This window comes from Hyphomicrobium sp. (assembly GCF_036780825.1).
Classification (GTDB): Bacteria; Pseudomonadota; Alphaproteobacteria; order Rhizobiales; family Hyphomicrobiaceae; genus Hyphomicrobium_C.
Genome location: NZ_DAIQCD010000043.1, coordinates 1 through 20,855 on the forward strand (window position 1 = coordinate 1; position 20,855 = coordinate 20,855).

Genomic DNA, 20,855 nt, shown 5'->3' on the forward strand with positions numbered 1-20,855 from the left:
CGGTTTTGTAAACCGTTGGTCGGGAGTTCAAATCTCTCTGCCGGCACCATTCTCCAGCTCCACAGCAGCCAATTCCTTCTTTACGGAAGCCTATGTCCACGCCTCTTGGCTCTCGCGTTCCTCCGATCATTTCGGGCGCCGGAACCCTCCTCAGCCGCTATGACGTGCTCTTCTGCGATGTCTGGGGCGTGGTGCACGACGGCATCCGCGCCTACGGACCGGCAACAGACGCCTTGCTGCGCTTCCGAGAGGGCGGGGGCACCGTGGTGCTGCTCACCAACGCACCCGTTCCCGTGGCACGCGTGGAAGCCATGCTGGAAGCGCGCCATGTGCCGGCTGAGACTTATGACGCGATTGTCTCGTCGGGCGAAATCGCACTGGCCCACATGCAAGAGCAGGGCTATCGCGCCGTGCACTTCATCGGACCGCGCGAGCGGGATGCCGCATTTTTCACGGCTGCGAAAGCCGAGGACGCGCCGCTCGAGACGGCCGAGGCGGTCGTCTGTACCGGCCTCACTGATGATGTGAACGAGACCGTCGACAGCTATCGGAACTTGCTCGAGAGAGCGCACGCGCGCGCGCTCCCATTTGTCTGCGCGAACCCGGATCTCGTTGTCGATGTGGGGGGGCGTCTTTTTCTATGCGCCGGCGCCTTGGCGGATGCTTATGCGCATCTCGGCGGCACCGTCTTCTGGGCCGGTAAGCCGCATGCGACCGCCTATGCGTCCGCCACGGCAAAAGCCGCGAGGATCCGCGGCCAGGACATTCCGGCGGAGCGGATCCTCGTCATCGGAGATGCGGTGCGAACGGATCTCACGGGCGCCGAAAGAGCGGGTCTCGACGCCCTGTTCGTCGCGGGCGGCATCCATCGGCATGAGACCATGGACGACGGGCAGATCATCCCCGCGAAGCTCGCAGCGCTGTTTCCACCCGGCACACCAACGGCGCTCGGCGCTATGGGCGAGCTTCACTGGTAAGGCGCTGAGCGCGAGAGATTACAAGCGCTGCACTCCCGCGCCCGGAAAGGCCGAGGTGTTTTCTGGCGGAACGGTCCGGCGCTAAAGCTTATGCGCCATGCGGCGGCGCTTGGTCTCGAGATAGTGGGAGTTGTGCGCGCAGGGACTGACGACAACCGGCACGCGATCGACGACCTCGATGCCCGCATCCTCCATCGCCGCGATCTTCGCCGGGTTATTGGTCATCAGGCGGATGCGCGTAAAGCCCAGATCATGCAGGATCTCCGCGGCGAGCTCATACTCTCGCGCGTCGATGGGCTCGCCGATCTCGATGTTGGCGTCAACGGTATCGCGGCCCTGGTCCTGCAAGGCGTAGGCCTTGATCTTCTTGAAGAGGCCGATGCCCCTCCCCTCATGGAACGGCAGATAGATAAGCACGCCGTTGGGCGTCGCCGTGATGCGCTTCAGTGCCGAATGGAGCTGAGCCCGGCAATCGCAACGCAGCGAATGAAAGATATCGCCCGTCACGCAACCGGAATGCACGCGCACGAGAGGCAGTTCGCCCGCCTCCTGGCCTTCGCCACGGTTGATGAGCGCCATCGCCTGAGTGTGCTCGTCCTTGCCTTGGTAGGCACGCGCCTCAAGCGTGATCTCGGCACCATCGAGCTCGATCGGCAATAGAGTCTGCGCGGAGCGGTCGGTATCGAGCTTCTTTTCCTGGACGCCGGTCAGCGGCATCGGGATCTCCTCAGTCTTCGACCGGCTCGGTGCGGGCTTGGTCGGGGGCGACGAATAGTTTCGTAGCACATGGCTGGTCGCACAAGATGCGAAATAGCCGCTGGGCTGGCGGCCGTATAGCACATTCCGGAGCGATGGTAGAGCGCGGGTGCCGCGGCATAACCCTCACGAGTTTTATTGATGCGTGCCGACTTTTTGGCCGCCTTTCTTGACTTTCATCATTCATCGCAGCCGCCCCGCCATCAAGGGCTCCGATGCCGCGCGCCGGCGCGGAAAAATCACCGACGCGATCGCCCAGCGACCTGTATTCAGATGCTACATTTATCGGAAAAGACGAGCATGCTCGATCTTTGGGCAGCGATCCATGATCACGACGAGACCGGCGGCGCAGGCTTCCGCGGCGGCCACCTCATTGATCACGCCAACCTGCATCCACACCACCTTGATGCCGAGCCGGCCCTTCTCGCGGACCGCCGCGCGCACGGCATCGAGCGCTGCCGCAGAATTGCGGAAGATATCGACCACGTCGACCGGTTGGTCCACGGCTGCGAGATCGCCCTTCACGGAAAGCCCAAGGACCGTGTGCCCTGCGAGCAAGGGATTGACCGGGATCACCTCGTAGCCCTGAGATTTGAGATAGCCCATGACACCATAGCTCGGCCGGCTCGGCTTATCGGATGCTCCGATGACGACGAATGTGCGGGAGGCTTGCAGGATGCCGGCAATGACTTGGTCGCTCGGGCTCGCACCTCCGGCGCCATCGGGCAGCCTTATATGGCCGGCGGCATCGAGTGGCATGAACGGGTTCCAAGCAACTTCCCAGAGGTGCCCATCCGGATCGGCGAAATAGCCGGACCGGCCGCCCCAGACCGCTTTCCGAGCGGGCTTTACGATCGTTGCGCCGGCAGCGTCCGCTTCCGCCAGAACGCGTGCCACGTCTTCCTCCAAGGAGACATTGTGAGCGAGCGAAACACCCGAGAAGCCGGAGGCAGCACCCGCGACACCAGCATCGGCCGCCAGGTCCGCGCGGCTGAAGAGCGCCAGCACCACGCCTTGAGCGTCGAAGAACGCGACGTGCTCAGAAGAGGCCGATGATGCCTTGAAGCCAAGTCGCTCGTAGAACGCACGCGAACGCGCCACATCGGCAACGCCGAGCGTAACGAGAGACAGGCGCGGCTGCATCTCAGCAGCCCTTCCAGACCGGCGGGCGCTTTTCGAGAAAGGCTGCGATCCCCTCCTCCGCATCGCGCGCCATCATGTTCTCCACCATGACGGCGGCCGCATAATCGTAAGCCTCGGCAAGCGGCTGCTCGATCTGGCGGTAGAACGCTTCCTTGCCGACAGCCACCGTCGCCGGCGATTTCGCGGCGATGATGCGCGCCATTGCGAGCGCCTCGTCGAGCGCCTGACCGGGCGGGACGACGCGATTGACGAGGCCGTGGCGCTCGGCTTCCGCGGCGGACATCATCTCACCGAGCAGCAGCATCTCCATGGCACGCTTGCGGGGTACGTTGCGCGCCAGGGCGACCATCGGTGTCGAGCAGAAAAGACCGATGTTGACGCCCGGTGTCGCAAACCTCGCCGTCTCCACGGCGACAGCGAGATCGCAGGTCGCGACGAGTTGGCATCCCGCCGCCGTGGCAACTCCCTCGACGGCAGCGATGACAGGCTTTGGGCACCGCACGATTGCCTGCATCAGACGCGCGCAGGCGCGCATGGTTTCTTCATAGAACGCGCGCCCACCGTCGAGATCGGCGCGGTGGCGTGCGAGTTCCTTGAGGTCGTGGCCAGCGCAGAACGCGGGGCCAGTCGCAGCGAGCACGGTGGCCGCTACGCTGGCGTCGGCGGACAGTTCCGCGACCGCCTCATCGAGCGCGGCGATCATCCGGCGCGAGAGGCTGTTGCGGCTCGCAGGCGCATTCAGCGTGACGACAGCGACGCCGGTTTCCGGACGCGCAATCTGCACCAGTCCGGCCTCACCGGCAGCGGATGCTGCCAAAGCGGTTTCGGACTGATTGCTGCGTGTCACGAATAGCCCCGGCGTCGCTCGTTTCAATCGCGCGGCTGTCGCGCGAGGTCGTTCCCGTTCCTATTTTATAGCGCGGTCCAGCTCATTGCGCCGGTGCTTCGTCGTCGTCGGGGCCACTCTCGCCCGTCTCCTCGGGAATGAGCGCCTCGATCTCGGCCACATGCTTCTTCACGACATCGATGTTGGCCTGAAACTTCAAGGGCTCAGACGCCGCGATTTCCTGAGTCAGATCGTCGATCGCGAGCTTCTTGTCATCAGCCGGGATCGAGTCATCGGCCTTGATGTCCTCGAGCTCCTTTTTCATCTTTTCAATGGGATCCGTGAACTCGCCCGACGAACGGTCGAGCCCGTCGAGAATGAGCGTGATGTTCGCCCCCACGTCCTCGAATTCGGCGAAGCTCGCGAAGCCATGCTTTTTGGCGATATCCTCCAACTCCTTCGTCAAGGCAGCGTCCGGCTGGTCCCCGCCCTCGATGAGCTTGTTTGCAAGCGGCTCGAAATCTTTCTGTGCGGCAATGAACGATGTCACCAGCTTGTCATTGAGCTCGATCTGCTTGAACTCCTGAGCTGCGGCACCCATCGCGCCGGCGCTCGCGGCACCCACACTCAAGCTGATGATCAAAGCCAGCGACTTGAGGCGTGACAGGAACATTCTCATCAGGCGTAAACTCCCTTCAGGATTTGCATCGCGGTGCGTCGCTTCCCCGGTGCGTCGCAGCTCCACTCTAAGATTACAACTGAGACGGATCTAAGAACAGAAAGAGGCTACGCTATGCCGACGTGCGGCTGGGCGTCTCCGCTGTTTTCTTACAGCAGTGATTGCTCCAAGCCTTAATCTAAAAACAAAGGACATTGCGCCGTTAAATATCTGGTATTATTTTACCGCATATGTGGCCGCATATTACCACACGTGGCAACGCGTTGATTTAGATCGCTTATTTATTTATCGAGATCGATTGACGGGCACCGAAGCGCCGCGTACACAGCACATCTCGCTGCGAAAAAATCGCGGCCAGCATTTCAACCCCAGGCAGGAGCGCTTCCCGCCATGAAGACATACGTCGCCAAGCCGGGCGAGGTCGAGAAGAAGTGGGTGCTGATCGACGCCGAGGGTCTCGTCGTCGGCCGCCTCGCCGCTCTCATCGCGACGCGCCTCAAGGGCAAGCACAAGCCCATCTATACGCCGCACGTGGATTGCGGCGACAACATCATCGTCATCAATGCCGAGAAGGTCGTCTTCACCGGCAAGAAGTATGACGACAAGCCCTACTATCGCCATACCGGCTATCCGGGCGGTCTCAAGACCACTACGCCGCGGCGGATCATCGAAGGCCGCTTCCCGGAGCGCGTCATCGAGCTCGCCGTCGAGCGCATGCTGCGGCGCGGGCCGCTGCAGCGCAAGCTGATGCGTAACCTGAAGATCTACAAGGGTGCCGAGCATCCTCATGCGGCGCAGACGCCCATCGCGCTCGACGTCGCCGGTCTCAATCGCAAGAACGCGAGGGCCTGATAGTCATGACACAGGAAACCAAGTCGCTCGACGATCTCGGCGCCCTCAAGGAGGTCGTCCAGGAGGCCCCGGTGCACGTGCAGAAGCTGGATAGCCTCGGCCGTGCCTACGCCACCGGCAAGCGCAAGGACGCCGTAGCGCGCGTCTGGCTCAAGCCTGGCCGCGGCGAGATCACGGTGAACAAAAAGGACTATAAGCAGTATTTCGCACGCCCCGTGCTGCAAATGCTGCTTCAGCAGCCGCTCGCCGCAGCGGACCGCGCGACCCAGTTCGACATCATCGTGACCGTCGCCGGCGGTGGACTTTCGGGACAGGCCGGCGCCGTGCGTCATGGCATCTCGAAGGCGCTCACCTACTACGAGCCGGAGCTCAGGGGCTTGCTGAAGAAGGGCGGCTTCCTGACCCGCGACAGCCGCACCGTCGAGCGTAAGAAGTACGGACGCGTGAAAGCACGCCGCAGCTTCCAGTTCTCGAAGCGCTGATCTGCCGCGACTCTTTCACCATTTTCCAACAGCCCGCCCCTCCGGCGGGCTGTTTTGCTATGGCGGACCTTGACGAAGGCGCGACTGCTCACCTAATGCCAGTCAGCGGGCTCAGGACACCGCGGCCGGGGACATAAAATCAATGCTGGAGTGGATTTCCCTACACGCGGTCGAGCTCGTCAATATCATCATCATCGATCTCACCCTCGCCGGCGACAATGCCATCGTCGTCGGCATGGCGGCGTCGCGCGTGGCGCCCAGCCTCAGAGCGAAGGTGATCTTCTGGGGCATTGCAGGCGCGGTGGTTCTGCGCGTGCTGTTCTCAGGCATCGCCGTGCAGCTCCTTCAGGTCATCGGCCTCACGTTGGCCGGCGGACTGCTGCTGCTGTTCGTTGCATGGAAGATGTATCACCAGCTCGTCGACCATAGCGCTCATTCCATCGACGACGTCGAGGCGCAGGTCGCCTCGACGGAGAGGAAGGCTAGCGAGGTCGGCTTCTGGAGCGCGCTCTGGACCATCATTCTTGCCGACGTCTCGATGTCGCTCGACAACGTGCTCGCGGTGGCAGGCGTCGCCCAGGGCGCGCAGGAGCCGCTGCCGGTGCTCATCATCGGTCTCGGCCTGGCGATCATCCTGATGGCCGTCGCATCGACCTATATCGCGCGCCTGCTCGCGCGGTATCCGTGGATCGCATGGATCGGCCTCATCATCATCGTCTGGGTGGCGCTCGACATGATCTACACGGACAGTCATAAGATCACCTGCGCCACCTACGGCATCGGCTGCTCCGAAACGCTGTGGCACGCTGTGCTGCATCGGCTTGGCCTTGGACCGGGCGGAGCCCCGCTATGAACACGCATCCTCATTCCGCAAAGCCGCGCGTCTTCATCGACGGCGAAGCCGGCACCACTGGTCTCGAGATCCGAGAGCGCTTGGCGCTCGAACCGGGCGTCGCAGTCGCGAGCATCGCGCCTGAACTGCGGAAGGATACCGATGCGCGGCGCAAGCTCATGGGCGAGGTCGATCTCGTCGTGCTGTGCCTCCCCGACGCGGCCGCGGTGGACGCCGTGGCCATCGCCGACAGCCTTGGCGAACGGGCGCCGCGGATCGTGGATGCGTCGACCGCCCACCGCACCGCCGAGGGCTGGGTCTATGGCTTCCCCGAGCTTCATCACGGCCAGGCGGACGTCATCCGGACTGCACGCCGCGTGGCCAATCCGGGATGCTATCCTTCGGGCGGCATAGCGCTCGTCCGTCCGCTAGTCGACGCCGGCCTCATGCCGGCGGACTTCCCGCTCACCGTGAATGCCGTTTCCGGCTATTCGGGCGGCGGCAAGGCGATGATCGAATCTTACGAGGCCGCGCGCACGGCCCCGGACTTCGAGCTCTACGGCCTCGGCCTCGCACACAAGCACGTGCCCGAGCTTCAGCGCTTCGGCGGACTTTCACGGCGGCCGATCTTCGTGCCCTCGGTCGGCAATTTCCGCCAAGGAATGCTGGTGAGCATTCCCCTGCACCTCGATATGCTGACCGGGGCTCCCTCCGGGAAGGACCTGCAGGATGCGCTCGAGGCCCACTATCGCGACGCGGCGCTCGTGCGGGTGGTTCCCGCCGCGGAGGCAGCTGCACTCAACGGGCGGCTCGATGCGTTGGCGCTGAACGGCACGGACCAGCTTGAGCTTTTCGTGTTCGCCAATGACGATCAGCGCCAGGCCGTGCTCGTCGCGAGGCTCGACAATCTCGGCAAGGGCGCGGCCGGAGCGGCCGTGCAAAATATCAAGCTGATGCTCGGGCTATAAGGGGCCTTCAGACCAACACGCGGCGGTCACGCGTGGCGGACATGGCCGATACTCGCCTGTGCCGTCACGTGGAGATGGCGCATGGCGAGGATCAGCAGGATGGCGGCGCAGGTCTGATGCGCGACGCCGAGGCCGATCGGCACGGCTTCGAGCAGCGTCCAGATGCCAAGCGCTGCCTGACCGATTACGCCGGCGAGCAGGACGAGAGCCGACGCCTTTACCTCACGCGGAGCGCGCGTGACGAACGCACGGCATGCTTCAAGGGCCGCCAGCGCAAAGATCGCGTAGGCGATGAAGCGATGGTTGAACTGGGCCATCACCGGGTTTTCGAACGGATTGTGATACCAGGGGACGATCGTCCAGAGATCATCCGGCACCAAGGCCCCATTCATGGTGGGCCACGTGTTGTAGACAAGCCCGCCCTTGAGGCTCGCGACGAAGGCGCCGATCACCACCTGCACGAAGATCGCCGCGACGATCAGCACCGGCAGCGCTTTCATCGCGCCGCGCGCCGCGACGCTCTCGTGCTCCGGTACACTCAGCTCGAACGCCAGCCAGACGAGCAGGGCAAGGATCAGGAAGGCCACGGTGAGATGCAGCGCGAGCCGATACTGGCTGACATCCACCCGCTCTATCAGACCCGACTTCACCATGTACCAGCCGATGAAGCCCTGCAGGCCGCCGAGCGCCAGCACGCCGAGAAGCTTCAGAGGATAGCCGCGGCGCAGAGCACCCGCGAACCAGAACACCGCAAGCGGGAGCGCAAACGCGAGGCCGATGAGGCGGCCGAGAAGGCGGTGGCCCCACTCCCACCAGTAGATGAATTTGAACTCCTCGAGCGACATCCCCTTGTTGACGAGATGGTACTGAGGGATTTCCTTGTACTTCGCGAAGGCCTCGTGCCAGTGCGCATCGGTCAGCGGGGGAATGGCGCCGAGGATCGGCTGCCATTCCGTGATCGACAGGCCGGACTCGGTCAGCCGCGTCGCGCCGCCGACCGTGATCATGGCCAGCACCAGACCGGCAACGAAAATGAGCCAGAGCCGCACCGCGCCATCGCGCGAGGCAGACGCTGCTGCTGATCCGTTCATGGTCCCGGCGGCCGCCATGCGCTTTTTTCCCTTGAAGCCATCAAGGTGTGATAGGGCGAAGCGAGCCTCCGATCAATACGATGTCAGGCGCTGGATCCGATCTGCGCGGTCCGCGCCAAGAGATCGCAAACCTCCGGGAATTCGCGCCACCCATGTCTCTTCGCATGCGCAAGCTCATCGGCGCCGTGGCGCTGCTCGTCTTCCTTGCCGTCTACGCACTCGGTGCCATGCTGGTCGCGATCGCGCTGCAGGTGAGCGTGAGCAAGACGGCCGAGCTCGTCTATTACGCGGTGGCCGGCTTGCTCTGGGTGCTGCCGGCGATGTGGCTCGTCAGATGGATGCAGCGCCCGGACGCGTAGCGGAGCCCGCACGGGCGCCGCTGGTGCGGGCCCCACCGCGGAGCCTGCGTGTGGCAGCGAGCGCCATCTCAGCGGCATCGCGCATAACGAAGGGCACGCCGGTCATCAATGCTGAGACGTAGCGCGTCTTCTGGAAGTCACCGTTGAGCGATACACGCGGCAGGCCGGTCATGGAGCTTGCGGCGCGGAGCACGTCCTTGCGCGTGGTGACCGCCGTTTCCAGGCCGAGCGCTGCGGCGATGGCGAAGTCCCGCTCGCCAGCGCTCGCCCGATCGCCATAGGGAAAGCTGAAATGGCGGCACGGCCGGCCAAGCTCACGCTCGATGCGCGTTACGCTCTCTAAAATCTCCGCCCGCGCCTCCTCCTCCGGCAAGCGGGCCACGGCGAAGTGCCGGCAGGTATGGGCGCCGATGGTGACCAGCGGATCGGCAGCGAGCGCTCTCAGCTCATCCCAGCCCATGATCAGATCGCGGCAGAGCGTGGCCCATTCCAGGCCCGCATCGGTGGCGATCATGCGGACTGCGGCGCGCAGATCCGTCTCGGCACCGTTCCGCAGCGACCAATAGATCGTCGCGAATGCGCGCTCCTTGCCGGCGAGCGAGCGGGTATCGAAGGTACGCTCCTCGCCATCCAGCATGGCGCGCACACGGCCCGCCTTACGGATTGCCGCTTCGAGCACGAGCCACCAAAGTTCTCCCTCGCCGTCCGCATAGGCCGTCGGCACATAGATCGCGAATGGAAGGCCGCGTCGCTTGAAGATGGGATAGGCGTAATCGCGGTTGTCGCGGTAACCATCGTCGAAGGTGAAGCAAGCGAATGGGTGCGCCGGCGTATCCGCCTTGAGGCGTGCGCCGGCCTCGTCGAGCGAAATGATATCGTAGCCGGCGGCCTCCACCGTGGTGATCGCGGCGTCGAGGAAATCAGGCGTGACTTTCAGGATACGGTTCGGCTCGAACGCCTGCGGCGGCTCCGGCCTGACGCTATGCAGGGTGAAGATCACACCCTTGCCGCGCGCGAGCGGCGCCAGCAGCGCCCCGACCCCCGAATAGTGGAGGATCGAGAGCGCGGTTCGCGTCAGCGCTGTGGTCGTGCGGCGCATATCCGATCTGCCTCGGCTCGTACTGGGAGGCGAGAACCGTTCCGATTTAAGTGGAACCGGGGAACGGCTCTAGGCTTTTGCTTCCTCGTGCTTCTTATCGGATACCTTAAGTGCACGGCTTCGCCATGACCGGGTCCCACTTTTCCGGAAGCACTCCAGCTAAGCCGGCGGATCGTTCAAATCCTGTTAACCCGCCCCCATGGACCAGCCTCACTCAGCCGACGCGCTCGAGCTTATCGCCGGAGCGTGAGAGGCCTTCGGACTGATCCAGCGTGAAGAGGGCGATGCCCTCGACATCGAAGCCGAGGAATGTTCCGCTGCCCTGCCCCGCGATCCGGCTTCTCTCCGCTTCGCAGCCGACGAGCGTGACGGCGCAGTCGAAACGGCCCTCGATAGCCTCGAACAGGCGGCGCGCCGGCTCTGTACGGGCGACGACGATGATGTGCTCGTAAACATCGTCTAATGCGTCGAGCAGGAAATTGAGGCTGTCGCCGTCGAGCGGCTCGCCAGGATCCTCGGCTCCACGTCCGCAGGGAATGAGATGAACATCGCTGTCGCGCAGAGAGCGGACGACGTCCTCGAAGCGGGCTCGGCCATCGACCAACTCGGCGAAGCCGGGCCAGGTCGGAAGGCCCAAGGGCTCGGCGATGCCGCTGCCATTGAGGCTCCAGTCGACCATGATCACGGCGCTGCCCGCATCGGCGAGCGTGCGGGAGATGGCGGCCGCCTCATCGGCCAGGGAAAAGACGTCGGCGGCACCCGTAAAGAGCGTCCGCAAGCCGGAGGTCGCGCCCTTGCGCAGGTCGCCGATGCGGGCGGCCATGGCTGCGCCCGTCGCCACCTTCTCGATGCCGCTGCCCTCGGCAGGCACGTCCTCCGAGGCGTCCTCGAGCAGGAGGCTCGCGCCGGCCGGGTCTGACGACGACTTTGCGTCGCGCTGATCCTCATCCTCCGGTCCCGGCGTAACGGCTGCGCCGGCGGATGCGGTCGCCGTCTCGCGAGCCGGATGGGCGTGGGGGATGCGGCGCGCGGGAGCGGACGCCGGCACGGCGGGCTGGTGCCGATCGCGCCGACGCCGGTCGCGCCGGCCATTGCGCGGCGGGCGGCCGCCCGGCTGCGAAGCAGTGCGCGCATCGCGGAGCAGTCCGCGCGTGACGACGAGAGCGAGCCCGATCATCATCGTCGCGATCGCCATGAGGATCGCGGTCGCAGCCTTCCTGGGGAAGACCGGCGTGCCCGATGGACGGGCACTCGAGACGATCTGCGCTTCGACAGGGATCGCGCGGCTGTCGCTCGTGCGCACGCGGTTGGCTTCGAACTGGGCACGCAGCCGGTCGAGCTCCGTGCGCTTCGAGCGCGCGTCCGCCTCGAGGCTCCTGAGCCTCGCTTCTTCCGGTCCGGCGCTGACGATGCGGGCCTTGATATCGGCGATGCTCTTCTGAAGCGCCTCTTCCCTCAGCGCGGCAACCCGTGCCTCCTTGCCGAGACCCTCCACGATCTTTGCCGCCTCGGCTTCGATCTGGCTCTTGAGCCCTTTGAGGTCGGCCATGAGCTGGCGCATCCGCGGGTGGCCGGGAAGGAGCGTCGCCGAAAGCTCGGAGATCTGCCGCTCGACGCGCACACGGCTCTGCACGAGGCTCAGGATAAGCGGCGAGCGCTGCACGTCGGCGAGCGTCTCGGCGCTGCCAAGCTCCTGCATCTCGCGCGCCTGGGCTGCGCGCGCTTCCGCCTCGCTGCGCACGGCCTGGATCCGCGACAGCTCGGCATTGAGCTCGGCGAGCTGCTGCTCGTTGAGGCCCGTGGCCTGCTGTCCGCCCTTGAAGATGTTCGCCTCGCCGCGGAATTGCTCGACGGCGGCTTCGGCAGCGGCAGCTTCCTCCGCGAGGCGCGCGATCTTCGGCTCGAGCGCCTTCTGCACCTCGTCGGTTTGGACCAGCGCCTGGCGCGACAGGCTCTCACGGTAGGTTTCCGCGATGCGGTTGGCGACGGCGGCCGCAAGCTCCGGGTCGATGGACGTGAAGCGCACGCCGATGAAGCGGCTTTCCTTCGGCGAATAAACCTCGAGGCGCTTGAAGAAGACATCGAGCGCGCGGTCCTGGTCAGTCTCCGACGCTCGCGGCGCGCCGATGCCGATGCGGCGCAACAGAGCGGAAAGGCGATCGGGTGCACCAAGCGCTGCGTTGAACTCAGCCCGCTCGGTCAGCTTCAGGTCGCGGATTACGGCTTCAGCAAGATCGACCGACTGAAGCGCGCGCACGTGCGTATTGACTGCTTCCTTGTCCATCCGCACGACGACGTTGTCGGAGCTGCCACGCACGGGATCAGCAAAGGGATCGGCGGTGCCCTTGGACTCGATGGCGAGCTGCGCCTCCGATACGTAGCGCGGCGCGATAAGCCCGAGCACGCCGTACGTTGCAGAGCCAAGCGCCAGCGCAAGCACGGCCAAGCTCGGCAGGCTCCGCATTGCGGCCCGCCAGAGGACGCCCAGATCTATGTCATCCGTATTCGCGATGAGGGACCCCATATCGCTTCCATCCGCCGACGATCTCCACTCTGGATACGCCACGGCATGTTAGAGTTTCCTTAAAGTTTCCTGTAATGGAGCAAGTCCTTAGATTTTCTTAACCGTGCGCCCCTAACACTCCCCGTTGCTCTCATTTTCTCGCAACGGTCCGCCATGCGCTTCGGCGTCATAATCTTCCTTCTCCGCCTTGCCCCATGCGGCGCCGCGCTTGCGCTCGGCGCCTGCGCGCACGATCCGGATACCGTCGTCTCGGCAGCGCTCGGCACCACGGGCCAGCCGGCCGAAACGGTCGTCTATGCGGATGCGCCAACGGCGGAGGTCGCGTGGGGGACAGCTACTGTGCATACCGCCGCCTATGACGGCGCTGGAGTTGCGGATGCAGACGGGGCCTACCGGCTCGACACGGGAGACAAGTTGCGGGTCTTCGTCTATGGGCAGCCGAACCTTTCGCGGGCCTACACGGTGGATCACGAGGGCATGATTTCCGTGCCGCTGATCAATGGCGTACGCGCACGAGGGAGAACCACACGCGATCTGGAGCAGGTGATCGCTCACCGCTTGGGGAGGGAATTCGTTCGCGATCCCCAGGTGACCGTCGACATCCTGGAGAACCGGCCGTTCTTCATCTACGGCGAGGTGCGCAACGGCGGGCAGTATCCGTTCGTGTCCGGCATGACGGTGGAGACCGCCGTCGCCATCGCCGGCGGTTACACCGAGCGCGCCAGCCTGCGCAGCTATCGCATCACGCGCCGCCGTGACGGCTTCTCGAGCCAGATCGACGTGCCGGGGGATTTCCCGATGCGTCCCGGTGACGTCGTTTACATCAACGAGCGCTTCTTCTGATGGCCACTCCGCGTGCCGGCATGAACGAGGCTCCGCTGCGCATCGTGCACGTCATGCGCGCGCCAGTGGGCGGCCTGTTCCGCCATGTGGTGGATCTCGCGGGCGAGCAGGCGACGCGGGGACATTCGGTCGGCATCGTGGCCGACAAGATCTCGGCAGATGCGCTCACGGCCCAGCGTCTGGCGGACATCGAGCCGAAGCTCAAGCTCGGCCTGGCGCTGATCCCGATGAGCCGCAAGCCGGGGCTTGGCGATCTTTCGACCGTGCGCGTCGTCACGAGGGTCTTGCGTGCGGCCGATCCTCAGATCGTGCACGGCCATGGCGCCAAGGGCGGCGCCTACGCGCGGCTGGCCAAAGCCTGGCTCAAGGCGAGCCGCATGCACCCCAAGGCGTTCTATACGCCGCACGGCGGCAGCCTCCACTATCAGCCGGGAACTGCCGCCGGCCAGATTTTCGGCGTGCTCGAGAGGATCATGGGTCCCATCACCGATGGGCTCATTTTCGAATCCGATTTCGCTCGAAAAGCCTATGCGCGGCTCGCCGGCGAGGGTGGAGCGCCGCGACGCGTGATCCCGAACGGGGTCGGCGAGGAAGATTTCGTCCCGCATGCTCCGGCGCCCGATGCCGCAAGCTTCCTGTTCATCGGCGAGTTGCGCCGGCTCAAAGGCGTCGATGTGCTTCTCGAAGCAATGGCACGGATCGTCCCCACGCATCCGATACGGACCGTCATCGTCGGATCCGGCGCCGAAAGCGAGGCACTCAAGGCCGAAGCGCGCCGGCGCGGCCTCGACGTCTACGTCACGTTCGCCGGTTCTATGCCGGCGCGGGAGGCGTTGCCGCTCGGGCATTGTCTCGTGGTACCGTCGCGCGCAGAGAGCTTCCCATACGTGGTTCTCGAAGCCAGCGCGGCAGGAAAGCCCCTGATCGCGACGCAGGTCGGCGGCATTCCGGAGATCGTCGCCGGCACGGATATCGCGCTCATCGCGCCCGGCTCGGTGAGCGCGCTCGTGAGCGCCATGGAACGAGTGCTAGCGGACCCGGAGCGCGCACGAGCGCAGGCTGCGGCGCTGCGCCAAGTCGTTCAAGAGAAGTTCACGGTGACGGGCATGACAGATGCCGTGCTGGATTTCTATCAGTCCAGCCTCTCGCCCTGATGCGGAAAATCAGACTGCGCGATCAAACCGCGGCGGGCTGTCCCGGGTAGCCCTCGGCCGCCGCACTGAGCGCCTCGCTCATGGTGCGGGCCATCTTGACCGGATTGAAGCCCCACTTCGCGTTGAGGCGCATTTTCGCTGCGGCCTCAAGCGCGAGGATCAGCGCCGCCTGCCCATGACGGGAGATCAGCTCGTTGACGTGGCGCGTCTGGCAGGCGGCAAGGAAGCTGCGGAAGCGCAAAAGAACCGCAACCTTGCGGACGCGGGCCCGCGGCGAGATCTGCCAAAAATCCTGCTCCACACGGCGCAGATCCTCATCGGACAGGGTGATCGCAGGCAGAAGAAGGCCGTTGCCGGCAGACAGAATCTTCAAGGCCAAGGCCAGCTCGCGCGCGCCGACACGCGGCACATCGCTCGTATCAATGGCACCCTCGGCATCCGTATCGGCAATGGCGGGCGACTTCATCGTGACCTGCGTCATGGCGGTTAGCTCCGCTTTACGGCCTCGGCCACGGGCGGGAGACGCCACGCGGCAGCAAGACGACTGCTTCTTTCGGACTACGCGCGATTCGGTGAGATAATCTACATCCAGACCGAGCCGGCGGCCTATCGCGATTGCAGTTATCCAGTCTCGAAACGCGGAGATTGCGTCCGTCGGCGGGATCGAAGTCACCCGGTCGGCGCCTTCGAAGATCTCTTACAGTGCTTTCGGACCTGGTCATGGCAAGGCCATAGCAGCCTGAGTGTCCGAAAAGACGCACTATCAGAAACAAAATTTCAGAGCCGTACCCGCATCACTCGAACCAGGGCGGCTCTAGAGCTGGTCCCGCATCGTGCGCCCTGCGCCAGGGTAACAGGCCACAAGAGGCGGAAACCGCTCGGAACGGCGCGCGGATGCTGGTCCGCGCGCAACCTTCCCAATCTTTTCAAGGCTGTCAACCAGACAGCCCGGGTCAGCTACAAAAAACCGCGCCGCGGGGGTTGTTCCCCACTTCATGCTGAATGGAAGGTTGCCGGCAGCCCCTGGAACGGCGGACAGACCCCAGCCGCCGCACGCGTCCGGGCGGCGGACCAAGGGAGACGGACTGCGGCTGGCGTCGGCGCCTCAGCTCCCACGAAAGAAGGCATCGACCCGCATGCCGGGCTTGAGAGCCTCCGCCGGATCGGCGCCCTGCAATTCGATGGTCACTTCCATCACCTCGACGTCCGTCGGGCGCAACGGGCCTCGCGGACCGATGCGCGGCGCGCCGAGCGTGGGCGCAATGCTCGTCACCCGGCCCTCGAACTTCTCGCCGCCCGAGCTGATGCTCGTTACGTAGGCGGTCTGGTTGAGCTTGATCTTCCGGACGTCGCCTTCGTCCACCTCGGCCTTGACGCGCATGACGCTCATGTCGCCGAGGACGACGAGCGGCCGCTCCGGCGAAGGCGCGACGACCTCGCCGGCCTTGGCGTTGGCCTCGAGAATGGTGCCGGCGACGGGTGCGCGGATGCGCGTCTTGTCGAGCAGGGCCTCGGCCATGCGCACTTCTGCGCGGGCGGCGCTGACCGCGGATTCAGCACGGCTCGGCGCCGGGAGATTGGGCTTCGACTGCGCCTTCACGTAGGCGATGCGCTCGCGCTCGAGCCGATCGTTGGCGTCCTTCAAGCGGTTGCGGGCATCGCTCACGGCGCTATCGCTGCCGCTGCCACTGCGCTTGGCGGAGATGGCATAATCGAGCTCGATGCGGGCTCCCGTCACCGCGCGCTCGGCCGAATAGATCGCGTCCTCGGCCTTGCGAACGTCCTCGCGGCCTGAGGCGAAGGCTTTCTCACGATCCTCGCGCAGCGCCTCGGCCTCGGTTTCCGCGGACGCAAGCTTGGCCCGCGCTTCAGCATCGTCGAGACGCAGGAGAAGCTCGCCCTCCTCCACCCGGTCATCAACCGCGACCAGAACCTCGTCGACGCGTCCGAGATAGGTGGCGCCGAGGCGGATCTCGCCCGACTTCGGCTCTACGCGGCCCGGCGCTGCGACCTCGTAGTCCTTGATCTCGATCGCCACGGGCTCCTCTGCCGCGCTCTCGTTCACCTTGTCGTAGGCGAAATAGCCGCCGACACCGGCGACGCCCAGAAGCAGGATGAGGTTGATTGGCTTCAGCATGGCGCGTGATCTTCCTTAGGCTGCAACGTTCTTGTTTCTGGCCGAGCCGTCGGGCCCGCCCGAGCTGGGCGAGCGCTCGTCGCTGACGATACGGCCGTCCTCGATAGTGATGATGCGGTCTGCGTAATGGAGCGTACGGTGATCGTGGGTGACGGCCATGACGGCGCGCGTCGGGTCCTTGGCCACTTCCTGAAGCAGCTCCATCACGGCCTTGCCGTTCTCGCTGTCGAGCGCGGCGGTCGGCTCGTCGGCGAGCACAACGGATGGGCGCCCCGCCAGCGAGCGGGCGATGGCGACGCGCTGCTTTTCGCCTCCCGACAGCTTCGAGGGATAGGCGTGCATGCGGTGGGTGAGCCCCACAGATCTCAGCGCTTCCGCCGCCGTCTCCATGGGGTCCGCCGAGCGCGCGTCGCGGACATCGAGCGCGACAAGCACGTTCTCGAGCGCGGTCAAGGTCGGAAACAGGTTGTAGCTCTGGAACACGAAGCCGACATGCTGACGGCGGATCTCCGCCAGCTCCTCCGACGACAGCCCGACAGCCTGATGGCCCGCGAGATGCAGCTCGCCGCTGGTCGCCGAGAGGATGCAGCCGAGTATGGAGAGCAAGGTCGTCTTGCCGCTTCCCGACGGGCCCATCAGAAGCGTCAACTCACCCGGCCGCAGATCCATGCTGACGCCCTTCAGAATGTGAAGCTCGCCCGCGCCGGTGCCGATCGTCTTCACGATGTCGCGCGCTTCGAGCAGCGGGCGCGGCCCGTCCGACGCTTTTGCAGCCTTGGACATGTCAGCAAGGTCTCCTGAATAAGCAACGCACGGACCGGTGCCGACGCGATCTTAGCGGCAGCGGCTTCATGCGCCTGTTACATCTGTCACAAGAAACGCGGCAGCACGCGCCAATCACGCCATACCGCTCCAGCAACGAATCATCCGCACTGAACTCATCACCTGTTGAAGACGCCGGCCGGATCGATGCGCGTGACTTTGCGGATGGCCGTGATGGCGGCGAAGATGCACATGCCAACCGTCAGCGCGAACAGGTAGGCCGCGATTTTCGGTGTCATGACGATGGTGAGCGTGGGCACACGCACCGACAGACGGTAGATCGCCAGCATCGCGAGCAGCATGCCGGCCGCATAGCCAAGAACTGCGCTCAGCATGGCCTGGATGAGGATCACGGCGTGGATATAGCTTGCCGAGGCCCCGAGCGCGCGCAGAGTCGCAAATTCGTTCAGATGATCCTTGGTGCTGGCGTAGAGCGTCTGCGCCACGATGACGACGCCGACGATGGCGCCGAGCACCATACCCGTGATCAGCGCCAGGCCGGCACCCGTCGAGAACATCCAGTAGTTGATGCTGCGGCGGGTGAACTCGTCATGGGTCAGCACCTCGACACCTTGCATCCGCTCCTCGAGGGAGCGGCGCACCGCCTCCACGTCGGCGCCCTGCTGCAGCGTTACGAGCACGTAGGTCGCCTGTGCGGCGCTGGCGCCGACGAACTTGCGCGCCGTGTTGATGGGCGTGAACACATACGGCAGCGTCGTGAACGAGCGGATGCCCTCCGTCACGGCCGTCACCTTGATGCGCTGGTTGTTGATCTCGGCGTAGTCGCCGCGGGCCTCGATGCCGAGGTCCTTGAAGTACGACCGGTCGACAGCCACGGCGTTCGGAGCATGGAGATCGTTCACGGTGCCTTCGACGAGGCTCCAGGGCCGGGTGCCGCCGTTGGGCCAGTCGAGACCGACGAGGATGAACGACTTGCGGCCGCCTTCGGGCTTCCGCCAGGAGGCGAAGCTCACGATCATGTCCTCGGCGTTGCGCACGCCCGGAGTGGAGAGAGCCGCATACTTCTCATGCCCCATCAGCAGCGACGGATCGTCGAAGCTCTTGGTGCCGAAAGGCACGATCCAGAGATCGGCGGGGGCCTTGTCGAGAACGGTGGCGATCTTGCTCTCGCTGCCCTTGTAGAGTCCTACCTCGATGGCGACCAGAACGACGGAGAACACGATGCCGACCAATGTCACGATCAGGCTCATGCGATCGTGAAAGAGGTTCCGATAGGCGATCTTGGGCGCCATGCGGATGATCTTGCCCGGACGGGCTTCTGCCGTCGGCGCCTTACCGGCAGCGATCCTCTTCGTCATATCCCTCTCCAATGAGACAATGGGAGTGTTGTGCGCTGAACTCATTGCGACGTCCAGCGCCGCAGAGCCTGGATGCGCTTTTTATTCCGTCGCCCATGCCGCCTTGTGAAAAAGATCACGTCCCATGCGATCCTGTCACGGTCATGGCGCGATGATGACGCGCGAAGGACCTTTCACCGCAGCATGTGATTCGTGCGCCGAAGCGCCGCTTGGGTCTGAACACGAGTCGACATTTCTGAACGCCGACTTCCATGTAAGAGAGGGCTCGACAAGGGCGCTGCTCTCAGACCGCCACTTGAACATACACGGCGCAGCAGCCCGCCCTGACCGCTACGCCAAGATCCGGAACGGAGCGCTTACAGTTTCCTCTTCAACCGCGCGTTGAGTGTCGCTGTCGATGGAGGCGGTTCCGCGGGCGCATCCGCGACGACTGCCTGATCGGCGTCGCCATGCTCGCGGTCACCGCTGTCCATCATCTGCCTTGTGTGCCAGTCGGGCGCCTCGGCGAAGCTCACGCGTCGGAGCGCCTCCGATGGCGCTGTTCCCGCTGGAACACGGAGAGGCCGCTTCTTGACGTTCCCCGGCCGTGCGATCGGCGCTCGCCCCTAGCCGTGATGCGATTGTCCTGTGGACACCAGCCAAAATTGATTACGCAGCCTTGAAAGTTTTCGCAAACCCGCGGACACGCTACCTTGCCCGTGGCTACCACTTTTGGGGCATTGACCTTCTCGTGCGCCCGGACTACAAAATTAGAATGGTTCTAAACTATTCCGGGAATGGCCGAGGATCTGCCACTGGGTCTCCTCTCCATCATCTCGGCAGACGGAGGCTCCCATGAAGGGTAAACGCGAAGTCATCGACATCCTGAACGAATCTCTCAAGCTCGAGCTGGGTGCCGTGAACCAGTACTGGCTTCATTACCGGTTGCTCGATGACTGGGGCTTCACGAAGCTCGCCAAGAAGGAGCGGGCCGAATCGATCGAGGAAATGCACCACGCCGACAAGCTGATCAGCCGGATCATCTTCCTCGAGGGCCTGCCGAACCTGCAGCATGTGGCGCCCCTCATGATCGGCGAGAACCTTCAGGAGGTCTTGGAGTGCGATCTCAAGGGCGAGTTGATCGCGCACGAGACCTACATCCGCGGCCGTGACATCTGCCACTCGGTCAAAGATTACGTCACGATGGAGCTGTTCGAGGAGCTCATCGAGGACGAGGAAGGCCACATCGATTTCATCGAGACCCAGCTGGACCTGATCCGCAAGATCGGGATCGAGAATTATGGACTGCTCCAGTCCGATCCCTCGAACGAAGTCGAAGGCCACTGAACGATTGTAGAGGCGCGGAGAGGTCATCTCCGCGCCCTCCTACCTTCCCCGCCATTCTTCTTGACGCCTTTCGGCTCGCCCACGCCGACCTTTGCCGCGCGCCCCCTTTCGTGACGGCGAAATTCTCTATCTGGTCCACGGAACTCCCCCTGCCTGCCCAACGTTGGCGGATAGGTGAAACCGATGACCATTCCAGAACTTAGCAATCTCGCCCCGGGCAGTCCGGCCGCTACCATCCTCGTCGTCGAGGATGAGCCGCTTCTGCGCTTCACGCTCGCCATGGAGCTCAACCAGGCGGGCTTGCGCGTGCGCGAGGCGGCCAGCGTGGACGAGGCCGAGACAGTCCTTGCGGCCGGAGCGCGCATCGACCTCATCGTGACTGACATCGAACTCGCCGGATCGCGAAGCGGCCTCGAGCTCGCACAGGCGGTGCGCTCCCTCCACCCGCACATCCGGGTGATCGTCGTGTCCGCGAACACGCCCGAGCCGGACATAACGGGCATCGCCGACGCCTTTTTCGGCAAGCCTTACGATATCAATCGGCTAATCCAGCGGATCCGCGACCTGCTTGGCCAGGAGCTGCAGCATTCCGCCGGATGGAGACAGACGCCCATCCTTTGAACAGCGGAGCTAATTTTCCCGGAAGCCCTCCCTATAACGTGCTTT

The 20,855-nt window shown here is 64.4% G+C and carries 21 protein-coding genes; 10 read left to right on the forward strand and 11 right to left on the reverse strand.

What is annotated here, in order from left to right; translation table 11 throughout:
- Positions 1-92: 92 nt before the first annotated feature.
- Positions 93-977: a TIGR01459 family HAD-type hydrolase gene (locus tag V7P99_RS13230; RefSeq protein ID WP_333795299.1), complete on the forward strand. Its 885-nt coding sequence runs from the start codon at positions 93-95 to the stop codon at positions 975-977.
- An 81-nt stretch (positions 978-1,058) separates the two neighbouring features.
- On the opposite strand, the gene ribA is transcribed toward V7P99_RS13230, so the two are convergent.
- The 4 genes from ribA to V7P99_RS13250 form a co-directional block, all read right to left on the reverse strand.
- Positions 1,059-1,694: a GTP cyclohydrolase II gene (gene ribA, locus V7P99_RS13235; RefSeq protein WP_333795300.1), complete on the reverse strand. Its 636-nt coding sequence runs from the start codon at positions 1,692-1,694 to the stop codon at positions 1,059-1,061.
- Between the two features lie 321 nt (positions 1,695-2,015).
- On the reverse strand, positions 2,016-2,876 hold the full coding sequence (locus tag V7P99_RS13240; RefSeq protein ID WP_333795301.1) for a CoA-binding protein: 861 nt from the start codon (positions 2,874-2,876) through the stop codon (positions 2,016-2,018).
- A gap of 1 nt (position 2,877) precedes the next feature.
- A complete protein-coding gene (locus tag V7P99_RS13245; RefSeq protein ID WP_442909909.1) occupies positions 2,878-3,723 on the reverse strand; it encodes an enoyl-CoA hydratase in 846 nt (281 codons plus the stop codon).
- Between the two features lie 82 nt (positions 3,724-3,805).
- Entirely contained in the window at positions 3,806-4,381 is a 576-nt protein-coding gene (locus V7P99_RS13250) for a hypothetical protein (protein WP_333795302.1), read from the reverse strand.
- A gap of 390 nt (positions 4,382-4,771) precedes the next feature.
- Between V7P99_RS13250 and rplM the strand changes: the two genes are divergently transcribed.
- The 4 genes from rplM (at position 4,772) to argC (ending at position 7,515) form a co-directional block, all read left to right on the forward strand.
- Positions 4,772-5,233 carry a 50S ribosomal protein L13 gene (rplM, locus tag V7P99_RS13255; RefSeq protein WP_333795303.1) on the forward strand — a complete coding sequence of 154 codons (462 nt, stop codon included), beginning with the start codon at positions 4,772-4,774 and terminating at the stop codon, positions 5,231-5,233.
- Positions 5,234-5,238: 5 nt separating this feature from the next.
- A complete protein-coding gene (rpsI, locus tag V7P99_RS13260; RefSeq protein WP_333795304.1) occupies positions 5,239-5,715 on the forward strand; it encodes a 30S ribosomal protein S9 in 477 nt (158 codons plus the stop codon).
- A gap of 142 nt (positions 5,716-5,857) precedes the next feature.
- On the forward strand, positions 5,858-6,568 hold the full coding sequence (locus V7P99_RS13265) for a YjbE family putative metal transport protein (protein WP_333795305.1): 711 nt from the start codon (positions 5,858-5,860) through the stop codon (positions 6,566-6,568).
- Positions 6,565-7,515 carry an N-acetyl-gamma-glutamyl-phosphate reductase gene (gene argC / locus V7P99_RS13270; RefSeq protein WP_333795306.1) on the forward strand — a complete coding sequence of 317 codons (951 nt, stop codon included), beginning with the start codon at positions 6,565-6,567 and terminating at the stop codon, positions 7,513-7,515. Before V7P99_RS13265 ends, argC begins: the two co-directional genes overlap by 4 nt.
- A 26-nt stretch (positions 7,516-7,541) precedes the next feature.
- Here the strand turns inward: argC and V7P99_RS13275 are convergent, their stop codons facing one another.
- Positions 7,542-8,624: a COX15/CtaA family protein gene (locus V7P99_RS13275; protein ID WP_333795307.1), complete on the reverse strand. Its 1,083-nt coding sequence runs from the start codon at positions 8,622-8,624 to the stop codon at positions 7,542-7,544.
- 134 nt (positions 8,625-8,758) lie between these two features.
- On the opposite strand from V7P99_RS13275, the gene V7P99_RS13280 reads away from it, so the two are divergent.
- A complete protein-coding gene (locus tag V7P99_RS13280; RefSeq protein ID WP_333795308.1) occupies positions 8,759-8,965 on the forward strand; it encodes a DUF2842 domain-containing protein in 207 nt (68 codons plus the stop codon).
- Here the strand turns inward: V7P99_RS13280 and V7P99_RS13285 are convergent.
- Both V7P99_RS13285 and V7P99_RS13290 read right to left on the reverse strand, forming a co-directional pair.
- Positions 8,937-10,064, reverse strand: coding sequence for a polysaccharide deacetylase family protein (locus V7P99_RS13285; protein WP_333795309.1), 1,128 nt, complete (start codon positions 10,062-10,064; stop codon positions 8,937-8,939). The two genes, V7P99_RS13280 and V7P99_RS13285, sit on opposite strands and share 29 nt — an antisense overlap.
- Before the next feature lie 214 nt (positions 10,065-10,278).
- Positions 10,279-12,588, reverse strand: a complete 2,310-nt coding sequence (locus tag V7P99_RS13290) for a GumC family protein (protein WP_333795310.1) — start codon at positions 12,586-12,588, stop codon at positions 10,279-10,281.
- A gap of 153 nt (positions 12,589-12,741) precedes the next feature.
- Between V7P99_RS13290 and V7P99_RS13295 the strand changes: the two genes are divergently transcribed.
- Together V7P99_RS13295 and V7P99_RS13300 are read left to right on the forward strand one after the other, a co-directional pair.
- Positions 12,742-13,431 (forward strand): polysaccharide biosynthesis/export family protein, encoded by a 690-nt coding sequence (locus V7P99_RS13295; RefSeq protein WP_333795311.1) that lies wholly within the window; start codon positions 12,742-12,744, stop codon positions 13,429-13,431.
- A complete protein-coding gene (locus V7P99_RS13300; protein ID WP_333795312.1) occupies positions 13,431-14,585 on the forward strand; it encodes a glycosyltransferase family 4 protein in 1,155 nt (384 codons plus the stop codon). Before V7P99_RS13295 ends, V7P99_RS13300 begins: the two co-directional genes overlap by 1 nt.
- Positions 14,586-14,607: 22 nt before the next feature.
- On the opposite strand, the gene V7P99_RS13305 is transcribed toward V7P99_RS13300, so the two are convergent.
- From V7P99_RS13305 to V7P99_RS13320, 4 genes are all read right to left on the reverse strand, one after another.
- Positions 14,608-15,066 carry a hypothetical protein gene (locus V7P99_RS13305; protein ID WP_333795313.1) on the reverse strand — a complete coding sequence of 153 codons (459 nt, stop codon included), beginning with the start codon at positions 15,064-15,066 and terminating at the stop codon, positions 14,608-14,610.
- Positions 15,067-15,690: 624 nt separating this feature from the next.
- Positions 15,691-16,722, reverse strand: coding sequence for an HlyD family secretion protein (locus V7P99_RS13310; protein ID WP_333795314.1), 1,032 nt, complete (start codon positions 16,720-16,722; stop codon positions 15,691-15,693).
- Positions 16,723-16,737: 15 nt separating this feature from the next.
- Positions 16,738-17,505 carry an ABC transporter ATP-binding protein gene (locus V7P99_RS13315; protein ID WP_333795315.1) on the reverse strand — a complete coding sequence of 256 codons (768 nt, stop codon included), beginning with the start codon at positions 17,503-17,505 and terminating at the stop codon, positions 16,738-16,740.
- A 158-nt stretch (positions 17,506-17,663) separates the two neighbouring features.
- Positions 17,664-18,863, reverse strand: coding sequence for an ABC transporter permease (locus tag V7P99_RS13320; protein WP_333795316.1), 1,200 nt, complete (start codon positions 18,861-18,863; stop codon positions 17,664-17,666).
- A gap of 834 nt (positions 18,864-19,697) precedes the next feature.
- Between V7P99_RS13320 and bfr the strand changes: the two genes are divergently transcribed.
- Both bfr and V7P99_RS13330 read left to right on the forward strand, forming a co-directional pair.
- On the forward strand, positions 19,698-20,189 hold the full coding sequence (gene bfr / locus V7P99_RS13325; protein WP_333795317.1) for a bacterioferritin: 492 nt from the start codon (positions 19,698-19,700) through the stop codon (positions 20,187-20,189).
- Between the two features lie 183 nt (positions 20,190-20,372).
- Entirely contained in the window at positions 20,373-20,810 is a 438-nt protein-coding gene (locus V7P99_RS13330; protein ID WP_333795318.1) for a response regulator, read from the forward strand.
- Positions 20,811-20,855 lie beyond the last annotated feature (45 nt).

Bases quoted from the DNA above. Each gene is read 5' to 3' on its own strand.
- V7P99_RS13230 (WP_333795299.1), top strand. From the start codon at position 93: ATGTCCACGCCTCTTGGCTCTCGCGTTCCTCCGATCATTTCGGGCGCC.
- ribA (WP_333795300.1), bottom strand. From the start codon at position 1,694: ATGCCGCTGACCGGCGTCCAGGAAAAGAAGCTCGATACCGACCGCTCC.
- V7P99_RS13240 (WP_333795301.1), bottom strand. From the start codon at position 2,876: ATGCAGCCGCGCCTGTCTCTCGTTACGCTCGGCGTTGCCGATGTGGCG.
- V7P99_RS13250 (WP_333795302.1), bottom strand. From the start codon at position 4,381: ATGAGAATGTTCCTGTCACGCCTCAAGTCGCTGGCTTTGATCATCAGC.
- rplM (WP_333795303.1), top strand. From the start codon at position 4,772: ATGAAGACATACGTCGCCAAGCCGGGCGAGGTCGAGAAGAAGTGGGTG.
- rpsI (WP_333795304.1), top strand. From the start codon at position 5,239: ATGACACAGGAAACCAAGTCGCTCGACGATCTCGGCGCCCTCAAGGAG.
- V7P99_RS13265 (WP_333795305.1), top strand. From the start codon at position 5,858: ATGCTGGAGTGGATTTCCCTACACGCGGTCGAGCTCGTCAATATCATC.
- argC (WP_333795306.1), top strand. From the start codon at position 6,565: ATGAACACGCATCCTCATTCCGCAAAGCCGCGCGTCTTCATCGACGGC.
- V7P99_RS13275 (WP_333795307.1), bottom strand. From the start codon at position 8,624: ATGGCGGCCGCCGGGACCATGAACGGATCAGCAGCAGCGTCTGCCTCG.
- V7P99_RS13280 (WP_333795308.1), top strand. From the start codon at position 8,759: ATGTCTCTTCGCATGCGCAAGCTCATCGGCGCCGTGGCGCTGCTCGTC.
- V7P99_RS13285 (WP_333795309.1), bottom strand. From the start codon at position 10,064: ATGCGCCGCACGACCACAGCGCTGACGCGAACCGCGCTCTCGATCCTC.
- V7P99_RS13290 (WP_333795310.1), bottom strand. From the start codon at position 12,588: ATGGGGTCCCTCATCGCGAATACGGATGACATAGATCTGGGCGTCCTC.
- V7P99_RS13295 (WP_333795311.1), top strand. From the start codon at position 12,742: ATGCGCTTCGGCGTCATAATCTTCCTTCTCCGCCTTGCCCCATGCGGC.
- V7P99_RS13300 (WP_333795312.1), top strand. From the start codon at position 13,431: ATGGCCACTCCGCGTGCCGGCATGAACGAGGCTCCGCTGCGCATCGTG.
- V7P99_RS13305 (WP_333795313.1), bottom strand. From the start codon at position 15,066: ATGACGCAGGTCACGATGAAGTCGCCCGCCATTGCCGATACGGATGCC.
- V7P99_RS13310 (WP_333795314.1), bottom strand. From the start codon at position 16,722: ATGCTGAAGCCAATCAACCTCATCCTGCTTCTGGGCGTCGCCGGTGTC.
- V7P99_RS13315 (WP_333795315.1), bottom strand. From the start codon at position 17,505: ATGTCCAAGGCTGCAAAAGCGTCGGACGGGCCGCGCCCGCTGCTCGAA.
- V7P99_RS13320 (WP_333795316.1), bottom strand. From the start codon at position 18,863: ATGACGAAGAGGATCGCTGCCGGTAAGGCGCCGACGGCAGAAGCCCGT.
- bfr (WP_333795317.1), top strand. From the start codon at position 19,698: ATGAAGGGTAAACGCGAAGTCATCGACATCCTGAACGAATCTCTCAAG.
- V7P99_RS13330 (WP_333795318.1), top strand. From the start codon at position 20,373: ATGACCATTCCAGAACTTAGCAATCTCGCCCCGGGCAGTCCGGCCGCT.